Raw genomic sequence first — 14721 nt, 5'->3', positions numbered from 1 at the left:
AATTTTGTTAAGGTGGCGGCATCCAATCGCCCTGCTGAAGAGGTGTGTGCTTGATTAGGGTCCTAGTGGTCGACGACCACGATCTGGTACGAACCGGTATTACGCGCATGCTGGCCGACATCGACGGCTTGCAGGTGGTAGGTGAAGGGGACTCTGGCGAATCGGCGCTCAAGCTTGCGCGCGAGCTCAAGCCAGACGTTGTACTGATGGACGTCAAGATGCCTGGCATCGGCGGCCTTGAGGCCACACGCAAGTTGCTGCGCAGTCACCCTGACATAAAGGTGGTGGCAGTGACCGTGTGTGAAGAAGACCCGTTCCCCACGCGCCTGCTACAAGCAGGCGCGGCCGGCTACCTGACCAAGGGGGCAGGGCTCGATGAGATGGTTCAGGCCATTCGCCTGGCATTCGCCGGCCAACGTTACATTAGCCCGCAGATCGCCCAGCAGTTGGCGCTCAAATCGTTCCAGCCACAGGGCTCGCCGTTCGATGCGTTGTCCGAGCGTGAAATCCAGATTGCCCTGATGATCGTCGGCTGCCAGAAAGTGCAGATCATTTCCGACAAGTTGTGCCTCTCACCCAAGACCGTCAATACCTACCGGTACCGGATCTTTGAAAAACTCTCGGTCACCAGTGACGTCGAACTGACATTGCTGGCCGTTCGCCACGGTATGGTTGACGCAAGCCTGTAAACCTCATGTCTGAAGTCTTTGATGCCAGCGCATTCCTGGCGACCTGCAGTGGTCGCCCGGGTGTGTACCGAATGTTCGATGCCGATGCGCGGCTGCTCTACGTGGGCAAGGCCAAGAACCTCAAGAAGCGCCTTGCCAGCTATTTTCGCAAGTCCGGGCTGGCGCCCAAGACCGCTGCGCTGGTCAGCCGCATCGCTCAGGTGGAAACCACCATCACCGCCAACGAAACCGAGGCGCTGTTGCTGGAGCAGAACCTGATCAAGGAGTGGCGCCCGCCGTACAACATCCTGCTGCGTGACGACAAGTCCTACCCTTATGTATTCCTCTCCGACGGTCAGTTTCCACGGCTTGGCATTCATCGGGGCGCGAAGAAAGCCAAGGGGCGCTACTTCGGCCCTTACCCAAGTGCCGGGGCCATCCGCGAGAGCCTGAGCGTGCTGCAGAAGACCTTTCTGGTACGGCAATGTGAGGACAGCTACTACGCCAACCGCACCCGCCCGTGCCTGCAATACCAGATCAAGCGCTGCAAGGGGCCCTGTACCGGCCTGGTCAGCGCCGAGGAATATGCCGAAGACGTGCGCCACTCGGTGATGTTCCTGGAAGGGCGCAGCCAGCAGTTGGGCAACGAGCTCAATGCCGAGATGGAAAAGGCCGCCATGGACCTCAATTTCGAAAAGGCGGCCGAACTGCGCGACCAGATTGGCCTGCTGCGCCGCGTACAGGACCAGCAATACATCGAAGGGGGCAGCGGCGAGGTCGACGTCATCGCCGCGTTCGTCAACCCTGGTGGCGCTTGCGTCCACATGATCAGCGTCCGTGGTGGGCGTGTGCTGGGGAGCAAGAACTTCTTCCCGCAGGTGGGTATCGAGGAAGACGTCTCCGAGGTGATGGCGGCTTTCGTTTCGCAGTACTACGTCGGCAACCCGGAGCGTGAGTTGCCGGGGGAGCTGATCGTCAACGTGGTGCACGAGGACTTCGAGGCCATCACCGAAGCCCTCAACGCCCTGCGCGGCCGTGAGCTGACCATCAGTCACCGAGTGCGTGGCACCCGCGCGCGCTGGCAGCAGTTGGCAGTGACCAATGCCGAGCAGGCGCTCAACGCACGCCTGGCCAACCGCCAACACATGGCCGCACGCTTCGACGCACTGGCTCAAGTGCTGGACCTGGACGAAGTGCCGCAGCGCTTGGAGTGCTACGACATAAGCCATTCCAGTGGCGAGGCCACGGTCGCCAGCTGCGTGGTGTTCGGGCCGGAGGGGCCGATCAAGTCGGACTACCGGCGCTTCAATATCGAAGGCGTGACTGCCGGCGACGACTACGCCGCCATGCACCAGGCCCTGACCCGTCGTTACGGGCGCATCCGTGATGGCGAAGGCAAGCTGCCGGACGTACTGCTGGTGGACGGGGGCAAGGGCCAGTTGAACATGGCGCGCGATGTGATGCAGGAGCTGGGTTTCAGTGAGCTGACCCTGCTTGGCGTGGCCAAAGGCGTTACGCGCAAGGCCGGCTTCGAAACCCTTTACCTGAACGATGTGCACAACGAATTCACCCTCAAGGGCGATTCGCCGGCGCTGCACTTGATCCAACAGATCCGCGACGAGGCTCACCGCTTCGCGATCACCGGTCACCGTGCTCGTCGCGGCAAGGCCCGGCGAGTGTCGAGCCTGGAGGATGTGGCAGGCGTCGGGCCCAAGCGCCGGCGCGACTTGCTGAAACATTTCGGCGGCCTGCAAGAGCTCAACCGCGCCAGTGTCGACGAGATTGCCAAGGCACCGGGCATCAGTAAAAAGCTTGCCGAGTCGATTTATGCCAGCCTGCATAGCGAGTAGAATGCCGGGTTCAACCCGCAGCCAGTCGTACCGATGAATATTCCAAACCTGCTCACCGTTCTACGCGTTCTGCTCATCCCGATTTTCATCCTGCTGTTCTACATGCCGTTCCACTGGAGCTACATGGCCGCCAGCAGCGTATTCGCCGTCGCCGCCGCCACCGACTGGCTGGATGGTTACCTGGCGCGTCGGTTGCAGCAGAGCACCCCGTTCGGTGCGTTCCTGGACCCGGTGGCCGACAAGCTGATGGTCGCCGTTGCGCTGGTACTGCTGGTGCAAACCCACGCCAACTTCTGGCTCACATTGCCCGCTGCAGTCATCATCGGTCGCGAGATCGTGGTGTCGGCGCTGCGCGAGTGGATGGCCGAGCTGGGCGCGCGGGCCCATGTGGCCGTGTCCAACCTGGGCAAGTGGAAGACGGCTGCACAGATGCTGGCGTTGGTGATCCTGCTGGGCAATCCGCCAGCGGTGACTTTCTGGGTCATTCTGGGTTACGGGTTATTGTTAGTGGCAGCGGGTTTGACCCTCTGGTCGATGGTGCACTACCTGGTGGCCGCCTGGCCGCACCTGCGCGAAGGCTCGGAGCAGAAATAAAAGTTTTTTTGAATCAAGGGGTTGACGCGGTTTTGGATATCGCTAAAATGGCACCCATCACGACGCGGGAATAGCTCAGTTGGTAGAGCACGACCTTGCCAAGGTCGGGGTCGCGAGTTCGAGTCTCGTTTCCCGCTCCAAATATCGATCTACAGAGTTCCATGGAAGTCTGTAAGTCATTGAAAAAGACGCTTAGGCGTCTTTTTTCGTTTCAGTCAAAGCCGCGCCGATCCATGGGCATCCGGACTTTTTTAGTCCACAAATTAGTCCATGAAATTCGGACTCTCACTGTGGCGGTTTGTGCTGGAGAGGAGCGTCGAGCGTCACGAGCATCTAGCCCTGAATTTCATGTTCAGGAGCTCGTACATCGCACTTTGAGATGCAACCTTTCGCCAAGCCAATTCCACCGGCAAGGACTACACCCTCGGAAATAGCGACGGCCTGTCACTTGGCGTGAGCGGGCTGGCGGTAAATCTTGGCACTTTCGCTATTCATGGGCTGGCAAGCAAAAACGCATGCCCCTCGGTACCTACCCCGAAGTCGGCCTGGGCAGGCACGCTCACTGCGCGACGAAGCGTGGCGGCTGATCGCCCCAGATCCCAATCCCTGTATGCACCGGCCCCACCAGCGCCACACCCACAACCTCGCAGAGCAAAACACCTTCCAGGCGATGTACGGCTTGTGATTCAAGCACCGCAGTGGTGTGCTCAAGAAGGGCCTGCAGAGCACGCTGTAGCAGATCCAGCGCATCTTTGATAACTACGTGTTGCCTGTAGTGGGCAAATTTTCCATCTTTGCGGTCAAGCGGCATGACCTGCTGGAAGTGCTGGCCAAGATCGAGCGGCGTGGAGCTTACACCGTGGCCGAAGGTCCGGATGTGGTTCAAGCAGCTGTTTCGCTTCGCTTCGGTCAAAGCACCAGGGCTGGAGCAGAACCCTGCGCCGGATCTCGATGTGCTGGTCGCGCCTAAGCCGGCTGTGGTCCACAACCCCTTGCTGCGGGTGTCAGAGCTTCCTGGACTGTTTGAGGCTGTCGGGGGTACGGTGGTGCATTGCAGATCCGTCTAGGCTTGCGCCTGCTGTCACTGACGGGCGTGCGCACCAGCGAGCTGCGTCTGGCCACCCCGGATCAGTTCGACCTGCGGCGGGGGCCTATGGACGATTCCGCCCGAAGTGGTCAAACAGTTGCAGCTTGAAATGCGCAAGGAAGGCCGTCGTAACCAACAAACTGCGCCTTACTCCGTGCCACTGTCCAGGCAGGCGAAGGACGTTGTTCGGCAGTTGCTGCAGTAGATTACGGCCGCCACAGAAATACGACCCTCAAGGCACCGCCGAAAAAACCGACCCCGTGATGCGCTCACTCAGCAATTCCAACGCACGGATACCTGCCAGTGAATTGCCAGAAGCGTTGAGCGCTGGCGACCAGACGCAGATGCTGTACCGCCCGGGGACCACTGCCACGATGCCACCGCCCACGCCACTCTTGCCCGGCAGGCCCACGCGATAGGCGAAATTGCCGGCTTCGTCGTACAGGCCGCTGGTGGCCATGATCGCGTTCACCTGCTGGGCCTGACGTGCGCTGAGCACGTGTTCACCGCTGTGCGGGCAATAGCCGCTGTTGGCCAGAAACGCAAAGCCCCGGGCCACATCGACGCAGTTCATCGACAGCGCGCAGTGATGGAAGTAGCTGCTCAGCACCGCGTCCACGTCGTTATGAAAGTTGCCAAACGCAGTCATCAGCCAGGCCATCGCGGCATTGCGCGCGCGGTGCTGGTATTCGGACTCGGCCACCACCGTGTCGCTGACGATGCGCGGGTTGCCAGCCAGGCGGCGAACGAAGTCGCGCATCGACAGGGCAGGGGTGGCGAAGCGTGACTGGTTGATGTCGCAGATGACCAGTGCGCCGGCATTGATGAACGGGTTGCGCGGACGACCCTTTTCCACCTCCAGCTGCACCAGCGAGTTGAAGGCCTGGCCCGAGGGCTCGTAGCCCAAGCGCGACCAGATGTCTTCGCCGCTATGGTTGATCGCCTGGACCAGGCTGAACACCTTGGAAATGCTCTGAATAGAGAAGGGCGTGTAGGCATCGCCTGCGCAGTGCAACTGGCCATCAAGGCCCTGCACTGCGATGCCAAGCTGGTTAGGGTCGACCTGGGCCAGGGCGGGGATGTATTGCGCGACCTGACCCTGGCTTAGCAGTGGGCGCACCTGGTCGAGAATCTCTTGCAGCATGTCTTGCATCGCGACGGCCTTGGGAAGGAGGAAGGATGGGTCTCAGACGCTGCGGCACGCCGTCAGGGCACGCCTTCTACCCACATGCCCTGGCCGAGCGTCGAAGCTTAGTGAGCCGAGTGCGGCAGTGGGGTCAGGCCGCTTTTCTCGATAGCGGCGTCCGCCTGGGCAGAGGCCATGTAATCAAGCAGCGCCTGGGCCGCCGCCCGGTGCTGGCTGTTGGCAACCACCGCACCCGAATACATCGTCATCTTTTGCCCCTCGGCCGGGATCAGCCCCACGATGTCGATGCCGGGCACCGGCTTGAGCTCGCTCAGCTGCTGGAACCCGATGGCTGCCTCACCGCGTGCGACCACCTTGCCGACGGGTTCGGCAGGGATCATATGGGCTTTGTGGGCGAAGCCTTCGCCCAGGTTCATGCTAGGGAACAGGGTCTTTGACAGGTAGACCCCGCTGGCACTGTCGGAGTAGGCGACCGAAGGGCTATCCAGCAACACCTGACGCAACTCGCCCATCGTGCCGATAGCCGGCTTGGGCTCGCCTTTGCGCACGGCCATGGCGATGAACGACTTGCCCAGGTCGATGCGGCTTGCCTGGTCGGCCTTGCCGTCGGCAACCAGAATGTCCAACGCCGAGCCCACCATCAGCACCACATCGGCCGGCTCGCCACGTTTCAGCCGGTTCGGGATGGCTTGCGGGGTCTGGCCCATCGATGGCGCGGCAAGCACGTTCAGCTTTACCCCGTAGGTGTGTTCATAGGCAGGTGCAACGCCGCGGATGGCACCCATGATGCCGCCGGAGCTGAGCACGGTCAGCGTGGTGGCCTGGTCATGGGTGGGTTCTGCGGCAGAGCAGGCAAAGGTGGCGACCAGCAGTGCCGTGCAGGACAGCGTTTTCAGCATGGAGATACTCCAGATAAAACGGGCAGCTTATTGGCAGCCTGGCCCGGCGCTAAATTAAGCGGCGTTAAGAATGTTTCATGCTCACCGGTTCGGCCATTTCTCCAGCAGGATCGACACGAACTTCTCTGCCGCCGGCGACAGCGAGGCGCCGCGGCGGTAGACCAGACCCAAGGTGCGGGTCACCTCCGGCTCGATCAACGGCACGCTTACCAGGGTCGGGTGGTCTGCACTGGGCATGGCCAGGCTAGGCATGGCCGAGACGCCAAGGCCGGCCTCGACCATGCCCAACGACGTGGACAGGTGCTGCACTTCGTAGAACCATTTGGGCCGCAGGTTCAGCCCGGCCAGGGCGTGGTCGAGCAGCATGCGGTTGCCGCTCAATCGACCCACGCCGATCAAACGGTAGTCGGCAAGCTCGGTCCAGGTCACCGCATCGCGGTTCGCTAGAGGGTGGTCGCGCCGGCAGGCCAGCACGAAGTGCTCCTGCACCAACGACACGAACTCGATGTCCGGGTGCTGGCCGCTCATCATGTTGATGCCAAAATCGGCTTCACCCCGCAGCACGGCCTCCAGGCCATCATTGGCGCTCAGGTCCAACAAACGAATGCGGATCTTGGGGTATTGGTCGTTGTAGTCGCGGATCACCGACGGCAGGAAATAGAACGCTGCAGTCGGGATACAGGCCAGCGTGACCTGCCCGGTCTGACGCTCGGCCAACTCCCGGATACTGAGAATCGAATCCTCGAAGTCGTCCAGCAAGCGCCTGGCCTTGGGCAGAAAATCACGGCCCACGCTGGTCAGGCTGACGCGGCGCGTAGTGCGCTCCAGCAGCGACGTGCCCAGACCTTCTTCTAGCTTCTTGATCCGTCGACTCAGAGCCGGTTGGGACAGGTGTAATACCTCGGCAGCCTCGTGAAAGCTCCCAAGTTCGGCGATTTTGACGAAAGATCGTATGTCTTGAAGCTCATATTCCACCAGTCACCTCCTCACCAAAAATGCCTATTATTGTTTTGTGAAACGGAATAATCACTACGATATTTGCATTGGAATGATTTATCCATCCCTGTCACTCTTTTGCTCACGGCATCAATGATGTCCATTGATCAACAAGAGTGCGAAATCATGCAACGAATTCCTTGCGTACTCATGCGCGGCGGCACCTCCAAGGGGCCGTTTTTCCATGCGTGGGACTTGCCTGCCAATGTGGTCGAGCGCGATGAATTGCTCATCGACCTGATGGGGTCCGGTCATGAACTGGAAATCGACGGTATCGGTGGCGGCAGCCCGCAGACCAGCAAGGTCGCGATCATCAGCCCGTCGCTGCATGCCGACGCCGACGTCGATTACCTGTTCGTGCAGGTGATGGTCGCCCAGCGCCGCGTGGACACTGCGCCCAACTGCGGCAACATGCTGTGCGCGGTCGGCCCCTTCGCCATCGAGCAGGGGCTGGTCAAGGGCCAGGAAGGCAAGACCTTGGTGCGCATCCGTAACCTGAACACGGGCACCTTCGTCAACTCGCTGGTGGAAACCCCAGGTGGCATCGTGCGCTATGAAGGGCGTACCGCCATCGATGGCGTGCCGGGCACCGCCGCGCCGGTGCACCTGACCTTCCTCGATGCGGTTGGCAGCAAGACCGGCAAGCTGTTTCCTACCGGGCAAGCCAAGGATGTGATCGATGGCGTGCCGATGACCTGTATCGACATGGCCATGCCCATGATGGTCATCCAGGCCAGTGACCTGGGCATGACCGGCGCCGAAACGCCCGACGAGCTCGACGCCAACGGCCCTCTGCTCAAGCGTCTTGAAGCGCTGCGGCTCAAAGCCGGCAAGGCCATGGGCCTGGGCGACGTCAGTGGCATGGTGATACCCAAGCCAGTGCTGGTGTCCAAGCCGCGCTACGACGGCACGCTCCAGGTGCGCTACTTCATGCCGCACAATTGCCACCGTGCTCTGGCGATCACGGGTGCTGTAGGGCTGGCCACTGCCTGTGTCAGCCCTGGCAGCGTCATTGTGGATCTGCTGGGTGAACACGCCCTGGAATTGAGCCAGGTTCGCCTTGAGCATCCAAGCGGTGGCATCGACGTCGCGTTGTCACGCAGCGGCGCCGATGGCAAGACCTTGCAAGCCTCGGTGGTACGTACTGCCCGGCGGCTCTTTTCAGGATTCGTCTACGCGCCTACCTTGCGCAGGTTGGCTGGCTAGCCACCTGCATGGATTGACCGCGGCACCTTGCAACAAGCGCATCCGCACAATATGAACAATGGGTGATGCCTCATGAAACTTGCCAAATCGCTGTACTTCCAGATCCTCTGCGCCGTCCTGCTGGGTGTAGTGGTCGGTCACTTCTGGGCGCAACAGGCCGTTGCGCTCAAACCTCTGGGCGATGCCTTCATCAAGCTGGTCAAGATGATGATCGCGCCCGTGGTGTTCTGCACCATCGTCACCGGTATAGCCGGCATGACCGACAAGCGCTCGCTCGGGCGCCTGATGAGCAAGACACTGCTGCTGTTCCTGGGGCTGACCATCGTCAGCCTGATCATCGGCCTGGCCGCGGTGTACCTGTTCAAGCCAGGGGTCGGCATGAACATCGACCCGGCCACCCTGAGCACCGAAGGGTTGACCCAGTACACCGCCTCGGCCGCCAAGCTGGGCGTGGTGGACTTCTTCATGCACATCATCCCGGACACCTTCATGGGGGCGTTCAACAAGGGTGAAGTGCTGCCGGTGCTGTTCATCGCCGTGCTCAGCGGGTTCGCGCTGTCGTCCATGGGCGAGAAGGGCAAGCCGGTGCTGGATGTGCTGGAAGCGGTCTCGACCATGGTGTTCCGCATCTTCGGCTACCTCATGCGTTTCGCACCGGTCGGTGCGTTCGGTGCCCTGGCGTTCACGGTCGGGCAGTACGGCGTGACCTCGCTGGGGTCGCTCGCCAAGCTGATCGGCACGCTCTACATCGCCTGTGCGTTCTTCGTGCTGGTCGTGCTGGGCGGCATCTGCCGCGCCCATGGTTTCAGCCTGTGGAAGCTGCTGCGCTATTTCCGCGAAGAGTTCCTGGTGGTACTGGGCACTTCTTCCACGGAACCGGTGTTGCCGCGCATGCTGGAGAAGCTGGAAAAGCTTGGCTGCAAGAAGGGGGTCGTTGGCCTGGTACTGCCCACCGGCTACTCGTTCAACCTCGACGGCACGGCGATCTACTTGTCTTTGGCCGCCGTGTTCATTGCCCAGGCCTGCAACATCGACCTGAGCCTGGGCCAGGTGGTGACCATGCTGGCGATCATGCTGCTGTCGTCAAAAGGCGCAGCGGGCGTGACCGGCAGCGGCTTCGTGGCCTTGGCTTCGACCCTGACCGTTGTCCATGACATTCCGCTGGCAGGCCTGGCCCTGCTGATCGGTATCGACCGCTTCATGTCCGAAGCCCGCGCCCTCACGAGCCTTGCCAGCAATGCCGTGGCCACCGTGGTGGTGTCGATTTCCGAGAATGCGTGTGACAAGCAGGTTCTGCTCAGTCGCCTCAATGGCGAGCCTGTGGCCGAGCAGGCACCGGCCACGGTAGGCCCCGACGCCGCCTGGGTCGCCAAGCCAGGCCACCACGGCTAAGACGTCCGCTACACCCTGAACTCAAAACGCAGCAACCCGCGTGCAGGAACGCGCGCGGGTAGGGGGCTCGTCTGCGCCATCGGCGGCCCAACCCGGATAAAAACAAGAGAGAAAAGCCATGCTCGCACTCCTGGGCTTGATCATGGTGGTGACGTTCACCTACCTGATCATGAGCAAACGCCTGTCCCCGATCGTCGCCTTGACGGTCGTACCGATCGTCTTCGCGCTGGTGGGGGGCTTTGCGCCTGACCTTGGCAAGATGATGCTCGACGGGCTGAAAATGGTGGCCCCGTCGGCCGCCTTGCTGCTGTTCGCCATCCTGTTTTTCGGCTTGATGATCGATGCCGGCCTGTTCGACCCTCTGATCCGTAAGATCCTCAAGCGCGTCAACGGCGACCCCATCAAGATCGCCATTGGCACTGCATTGCTGTCGCTGCTGGTGGCACTGGACGGTGACGGTACCACCACCTACATGATCACCTGCGCCGCCATGCTGCCCTTGTACAAGCGCATCGGCATGAACCCGATGATCCTGGCAACGGTGTCGATGCTGTCGTTGAGCATCATGAGTGGCATGAGCCCCTGGGGCGGGCCTGCCACCCGTGCCATCGCAGCGCTTGGGCTCGATGCCACCGACTACTTCATTCCCATGCTGCCCACAGTGATCGGTGGGGCTGCCTGGGTGGTGTTCACCGCCTACTTGCTGGGGCGTGCCGAGCGACGCCGCATCGGCAACGTGGCCCTGGAGTCCGGCGGCGGCAATTGCTACATCAAGGAAATCCTGGGTGACACGCCCCACAAGCGTCCGCGTCTGGCCTACGTGAACCTGGTGCTGGTCATTGTGGTCATGACCGCACTGGTGCTGGGCCTGATGCACGCGGCGATCCTGTTCATGATCGGTTTCGTTGCCGCCTTGATGATCAACTACCCGCAACTGGAACTGCAGAAAGAACGCATCCTGGCCCATTCGGGCAACGCCATGACCGTGGTGCTGCTGGTGTTCGCCGCTGGTATCTTCGCCGGCATCTTCTCGGGCACCAAGATGGTCGATGCCCTGGCGCAAACCCTCGTGGACTGGATCCCGGAAGCCTGGAGCCACTGGTTCCCGCTGGTGGTGGCGCTGACCAGCATGCCGCTTACCTTCGTGCTGTCCAACGATGCGTACTATTTCGGGGTGGTGCCGATCCTGGCCAATGCTGCCGCCGCCTATGGCATCGACCCTGTTGAAATCGCCCGCGCCTCGGTGCTTGGTCAGCCGGTGCACTTGATGAGCCCGTTGGTCGCCTCGACCCTGCTGCTGGTGGGCATGGTGGACAAGGACATCGGCGACTTCCAGAAGGCCACGGTGAAGTGGGCAGTGCTCACTTCGCTGGTCATCACCGCCTTGGCGGTGTTGACCGGTGCGTTGTCGTTCTTCGTCTGAATGGTGCGGGCGCCAGGCGCCCGCCATCGCTGACACCCCAAAAACAACAATAGAGTACCGATCATGTCCTTGACCCTCGTGCGAGGGGCCACGTGTGGCCTGCTCTGCGGCTGCCTGCCTGTGGCCGGCGCTACTGGCTTCATCGATGACAGCAAGCTCAAGTTGCAAATGCGCAATGTCTATTTCAACGAAAACTTTCGCGACGAACAGGGCATGAGCCCCCGCGCCGCAGCCACCGCCAAGAGCGAGCGTACCGAGTGGGCGCAGGGCTTCTTGCTCGATTATCAGTCGGGTTACACCCCCGGTACCCTCGGCGTGGGGCTCGATGCACTGGGCTTGTTGGGCGTGCGCCTGGATTCGGGGCGTGGCCGCAGTGGCACGGGCCTGTTGCCTGTGCATGACGACGGCCGGGCCGCCGACGCGTTCGCCAGTGCGGGCGGTACCTTCAAGGCGCGTGTTGGCCAGAACGTCGTCAGGCATGGCACCTTGTTGCCCAAGACCCCAGTGCTGGTGCACAACGATGCTCGCTTGATGCCGCAAACCTACCAGGGTACGCAGGTCACCAGTGCCGCAATCGATAACCTGAACCTCACGGCAGGGCACCTGACCCGTTTCAAACAGCGCGATTCTTCGAACAGCACCGGCCTGTACCTGGACGGCTACAGTGGCGGCGAAGCCGGAGACTTCAGCTTCGCCGGCGCCGACTACACCGTCAGCAAACAGCTGCGCCTGAGCTACTATCACGGTCAGCTCGAGCATTTCTATCGTCAGGACTTCGCCGGGGTGATTCACGACCATGCGCTGGCTGGCGGTGTCCTGACCACGGACCTGCGCTATTTCAAAAGCAAAAGCAGCGGTGCGGCCTACGGTGGCCCGATCGACAATGACATGCTCAGCGGGCAAATCGCCTACACGCATTCCGGCCACACGTTCGGTGCAGGTTATCAAGCGCTCAATGGCGAAGCGGGGCTGCCGTACATCAGCGGGGCGACGGTGTATTCATTCAGCAACGTGGGCATTGGCAAGTTCATCGAAGAAGATGAAAAGACCTGGATGGCGAGCTATGTCTACAATTTCGCAGCGGCCGGGGTGCCGGGGTTGACCTTCATGACCCGCTACCTGAGCGGCGATAACGGCCGTTCTGGCGCGGCGGGTCTGAGCGAGTGGGAGCGCGATGCAGAGCTTGCGTATGTCGTGCAATCAGGCCCCGCCAAAGGGCTTGGCGTTAAGCTGCGCAACTACGTGTACCGCTCGGACTTTGCGCGTGGCCGTGACAGCAATCGGCTGTACCTGACGTACGATATCGCGCTGTGGTGAGGTCGCGAGCATCAAGACGCGTGCGCTGGCAACCGTTTCACGCCCACAGCCCCAGCATGATCAATACGGCCATGCCCAGCGCGGCAGCAAAGGAGCAACCACTCAGCGCCAGGGCAGCGCGACCCTTGCGATACCAGCCATCGCGGCCCAGGGCCAGTGCAGGCTCGTACAAGCTGCGCCAGCACAGCTCGGTGGCGTGGAACGCCTGCAGGTGGTTGGGCGAGGCGTCCAGCCAGCGACGAAAGTCGATACGCTCGCATGCGGTGACGTCCGGGCTCTGCAAACGCACATACCACTGTGCTGCCTGGCGCGTCGGGGCATCGGGGCGGGGCTGGACGGCGAGCAACGCCTGCACCATGAGACGCTCGACACTGCGTAGCGGCAAGCCAAGACGTGTGGCGACCCTGGCCTGGGCCAACTGATCGAGACGGCTTAGCAGAAACACCTGGCGCGCAGCGCGTGGCAGGCGCTTGAGTGCGAGCAACAGGGCAGCATCGCTATCGGCAGCGTGCTTGGGTAAGGGCGTGGGGAGGCGCAAGAGCATGCGGGTCATGAGCAGTTCCTTGCTGAAGCGAGCATCTGGGAGAGCATCCGTGACGCTGAGCTTAAGCTGAACGAGATTGATTCTCAAGTGCTGAACCGGCAAACTTTTGTAACGGCCGTTCACCCTTGGAAACACTTTTGCTACCATCGCCGCCATCACGATCTTCATTAGCCTGAAGAGCCAAAAAAAAGACCCAGCAAAAAGCTGGGTCAAAAACCGTGATTAGCCTGATGAGGAGATAATCCGAGAGCGACCTAAGCTCCGGGTTATCCAGCGGATCTCGCGATCAGCTGAGTGCAATAATAATCGTTATCATTTGCCAGTCAAATGATTTTTTTATACATGACGGTAGAATACCTACCGCTGCGCTTCCTTGTCCCCCAAATCAGGGCCTTGGCTTCACACGCCATGCGCCAACTTTGACCCCTCGCATTCTCCACTACCTGCCTCAAGCGGCGGGGTCTGCCGTGCGCTGGTGTTCCAGCAGCGCGCGAGCCATGTCCATCATGTGCATCAACGCAAACATCAGTTCTCGCTGGCTACCATGCTGGTGGGTGGCGGTTTCCTGGGCGGTTGCCGCCGCACAGCGCAGCAGGGCGATGGCGTGCTCCTGGGCTTGATCGCGTGTGACGCCCTCGTGAAGCGTCCAGATCCTGTTTTCGGGCGTGGGACGCGGCGGGTTGGGGTTCAGGTAATAATCAAGCGCGCGGCGGGCGGCTTCGCTGTCGAGATCTGTTTCGTCGTTTTTCGGATGTTTCATTGCGATACCTTCCAGGTTCTCATCAAACACAATGAACTCAGAGCATAGGTCAATTTGTATTTTCTAGCGCCAGATAAATAATTCAGATTGTGTATTGCTGCTTCCAATACAGTCCGTATTGTTGCCGCTCATGGAAAACTGGAATGCATTTCTCAAGCGCTACAAGCGCGAACACAACCTCAGCCAGTTGAAACTGGCCGAGCGCCTGGGCATGACGCAGGGTGGGGTAGGGCACTGGCTTCGCGGCACGCGCCGCCCTACGTTGGAGACCATCAACGAAAAACTGGAAAAGCTCGGGCTGGTCTTTCTGGAGGCGCAGGTCATGGTGGTCGAGCGCGACCTCGTGCGTGAATCTCCCGGCAATTACGGCGCTGAGCCGCCTGTTTCCGCACAGGCCCTGCTTTATGCGAGCTTCCGCTTTCCAGTGCTCAAGTGGGCGGACTTGCAGGGCCCCTTGCCTGAAACCAGTGAGATACATGAGCAGACCGACTACATGCCTGCGGGCAATGCATTCTGGCTTGCCGTGGAAAACGACTCGATGAACGCCGCCAGCGGCAAGAGCGTGCCGGAAGGCATGCGCGTGCTGGTCGACACCGGCTTGCCAGCCGAGCCCGGCCGGTTGGTGATTGCCCGCCAGCCTGGCAAAGCGCCTGTGCTACGCCAGTTGGTCGAAGAAGGCGGTGACAAGATGCTCAAGCCGTTGAACACCCGTTACCCCACGGTGCTGTGCGAAACCGGCTGCGAGTTCCTGGGGGTGGTGGTGCGGGTACACGGCGCGTTCTGAGGCCACGTGGCCCGAGCGGTGAGGCAAGGGCCGCAGGCCGTCGGGCACCGCGAC

14 protein-coding genes, 1 tRNA gene and 1 pseudogene are annotated in these 14721 nt (G+C 61.2%); 10 read left to right on the top strand and 6 right to left on the bottom strand.

All coding sequences use genetic code 11. The features are described from left to right. The first annotated feature begins 50 nt into the window (after positions 1-50). The 5 genes and pseudogenes from uvrY to MOP87_RS21790 form a co-directional block, all read left to right on the top strand. Positions 51-689 carry a UvrY/SirA/GacA family response regulator transcription factor gene (gene uvrY / locus MOP87_RS12770; RefSeq protein WP_027916239.1) on the top strand — a complete coding sequence of 213 codons (639 nt, stop codon included), beginning with the start codon at positions 51-53 and terminating at the stop codon, positions 687-689. Positions 690-694: 5 nt separating this feature from the next. Continuing rightward, on the top strand, positions 695-2518 hold the full coding sequence (uvrC, locus tag MOP87_RS12765; protein ID WP_027916238.1) for an excinuclease ABC subunit UvrC: 1824 nt from the start codon (positions 695-697) through the stop codon (positions 2516-2518). Between the two features lie 33 nt (positions 2519-2551). Continuing rightward, positions 2552-3112 carry a CDP-diacylglycerol--glycerol-3-phosphate 3-phosphatidyltransferase gene (gene pgsA, locus MOP87_RS12760; protein ID WP_023534788.1) on the top strand — a complete coding sequence of 187 codons (561 nt, stop codon included), beginning with the start codon at positions 2552-2554 and terminating at the stop codon, positions 3110-3112. Between the two features lie 64 nt (positions 3113-3176). Then, positions 3177-3252: transfer RNA gene (locus MOP87_RS12755), tRNA-Gly, on the top strand. Between the two features lie 360 nt (positions 3253-3612). Beyond that, a pseudogene (locus MOP87_RS21790) lies at positions 3613-3699 on the top strand (hypothetical protein); the annotation flags it as partial. Here MOP87_RS21790 and MOP87_RS12750 read toward each other — a convergent pair. The 4 genes from MOP87_RS12750 to MOP87_RS12735 form a co-directional block, all read right to left on the bottom strand. Then, complete coding sequence (locus tag MOP87_RS12750) at positions 3672-3998, bottom strand: hypothetical protein (protein WP_157852852.1); 327 nt, start codon at positions 3996-3998, stop codon at positions 3672-3674. The pseudogene MOP87_RS21790 and the gene MOP87_RS12750 sit on opposite strands and share 28 nt — an antisense overlap. 433 nt (positions 3999-4431) lie before the next feature. Next, positions 4432-5352 (bottom strand): glutaminase B, encoded by a 921-nt coding sequence (gene glsB, locus MOP87_RS12745; RefSeq protein ID WP_023534785.1) that lies wholly within the window; start codon positions 5350-5352, stop codon positions 4432-4434. Between the two features lie 98 nt (positions 5353-5450). Then, complete coding sequence (locus tag MOP87_RS12740; protein WP_242809598.1) at positions 5451-6245, bottom strand: substrate-binding domain-containing protein; 795 nt, start codon at positions 6243-6245, stop codon at positions 5451-5453. Positions 6246-6326: 81 nt separating this feature from the next. After that, the gene (locus tag MOP87_RS12735) at positions 6327-7220 is read right to left on the bottom strand and encodes a LysR family transcriptional regulator (protein ID WP_027916235.1); all 894 of its coding nucleotides are present in this window, start codon (positions 7218-7220) and stop codon (positions 6327-6329) included. A 147-nt stretch (positions 7221-7367) separates the two neighbouring features. Between MOP87_RS12735 and MOP87_RS12730 the strand changes: the two genes are divergently transcribed. From MOP87_RS12730 to MOP87_RS12715, 4 genes are all read left to right on the top strand, one after another. Next, on the top strand, positions 7368-8447 hold the full coding sequence (locus tag MOP87_RS12730) for a 4-oxalomesaconate tautomerase (RefSeq protein ID WP_027916234.1): 1080 nt from the start codon (positions 7368-7370) through the stop codon (positions 8445-8447). Positions 8448-8519: 72 nt separating this feature from the next. Then, positions 8520-9839 (top strand): dicarboxylate/amino acid:cation symporter, encoded by a 1320-nt coding sequence (locus tag MOP87_RS12725; RefSeq protein WP_242809596.1) that lies wholly within the window; start codon positions 8520-8522, stop codon positions 9837-9839. A gap of 118 nt (positions 9840-9957) precedes the next feature. After that, positions 9958-11262, top strand: a complete 1305-nt coding sequence (locus MOP87_RS12720) for a citrate:proton symporter (protein WP_027916232.1) — start codon at positions 9958-9960, stop codon at positions 11260-11262. A gap of 63 nt (positions 11263-11325) precedes the next feature. After that, entirely contained in the window at positions 11326-12579 is a 1254-nt protein-coding gene (locus MOP87_RS12715; RefSeq protein WP_049695745.1) for an OprD family outer membrane porin, read from the top strand. 37 nt (positions 12580-12616) lie between these two features. On the opposite strand, the gene MOP87_RS12710 is transcribed toward MOP87_RS12715, so the two are convergent. Next, positions 12617-13132, bottom strand: coding sequence for a DUF4880 domain-containing protein (locus MOP87_RS12710; RefSeq protein WP_242809594.1), 516 nt, complete (start codon positions 13130-13132; stop codon positions 12617-12619). A gap of 439 nt (positions 13133-13571) precedes the next feature. Further along, complete coding sequence (locus tag MOP87_RS12705) at positions 13572-13883, bottom strand: hypothetical protein (protein WP_028686560.1); 312 nt, start codon at positions 13881-13883, stop codon at positions 13572-13574. Between the two features lie 130 nt (positions 13884-14013). On the opposite strand from MOP87_RS12705, the gene MOP87_RS12700 reads away from it, so the two are divergent. Further along, positions 14014-14667, top strand: a complete 654-nt coding sequence (locus MOP87_RS12700) for a S24 family peptidase (protein WP_028686559.1) — start codon at positions 14014-14016, stop codon at positions 14665-14667. Positions 14668-14721 lie beyond the last annotated feature (54 nt).

The sequence above is a fragment of the Pseudomonas sp. I3-I5 genome (genome assembly GCF_022699445.1).
GTDB lineage: Bacteria > Pseudomonadota > Gammaproteobacteria > Pseudomonadales > Pseudomonadaceae > Aquipseudomonas > Aquipseudomonas fulva.
The sequence above is the reverse complement of the archived record's forward strand: the minus strand, read 5'-3'. Positions and strand labels throughout refer to the sequence as shown.

What these genes read in the sequence shown, in the direction of transcription:
- MOP87_RS12720 (WP_027916232.1), top strand. Translation starts at nt 9,958, where the DNA reads ATGCTCGCACTCCTGGGCTTGATCATGGTGGTGACGTTCACCTACCTG.
- MOP87_RS12730 (WP_027916234.1), top strand. Translation starts at nt 7,368, where the DNA reads ATGCAACGAATTCCTTGCGTACTCATGCGCGGCGGCACCTCCAAGGGG.
- MOP87_RS12705 (WP_028686560.1), bottom strand. Translation starts at nt 13,883, where the DNA reads ATGAAACATCCGAAAAACGACGAAACAGATCTCGACAGCGAAGCCGCC.
- glsB (WP_023534785.1), bottom strand. Translation starts at nt 5,352, where the DNA reads ATGCAAGACATGCTGCAAGAGATTCTCGACCAGGTGCGCCCACTGCTA.
- pgsA (WP_023534788.1), top strand. Translation starts at nt 2,552, where the DNA reads ATGAATATTCCAAACCTGCTCACCGTTCTACGCGTTCTGCTCATCCCG.
- MOP87_RS12740 (WP_242809598.1), bottom strand. Translation starts at nt 6,245, where the DNA reads ATGCTGAAAACGCTGTCCTGCACGGCACTGCTGGTCGCCACCTTTGCC.
- MOP87_RS12725 (WP_242809596.1), top strand. Translation starts at nt 8,520, where the DNA reads ATGAAACTTGCCAAATCGCTGTACTTCCAGATCCTCTGCGCCGTCCTG.
- MOP87_RS12710 (WP_242809594.1), bottom strand. Translation starts at nt 13,132, where the DNA reads ATGACCCGCATGCTCTTGCGCCTCCCCACGCCCTTACCCAAGCACGCT.
- MOP87_RS12700 (WP_028686559.1), top strand. Translation starts at nt 14,014, where the DNA reads ATGGAAAACTGGAATGCATTTCTCAAGCGCTACAAGCGCGAACACAAC.
- uvrC (WP_027916238.1), top strand. Translation starts at nt 695, where the DNA reads ATGTCTGAAGTCTTTGATGCCAGCGCATTCCTGGCGACCTGCAGTGGT.
- MOP87_RS12715 (WP_049695745.1), top strand. Translation starts at nt 11,326, where the DNA reads ATGTCCTTGACCCTCGTGCGAGGGGCCACGTGTGGCCTGCTCTGCGGC.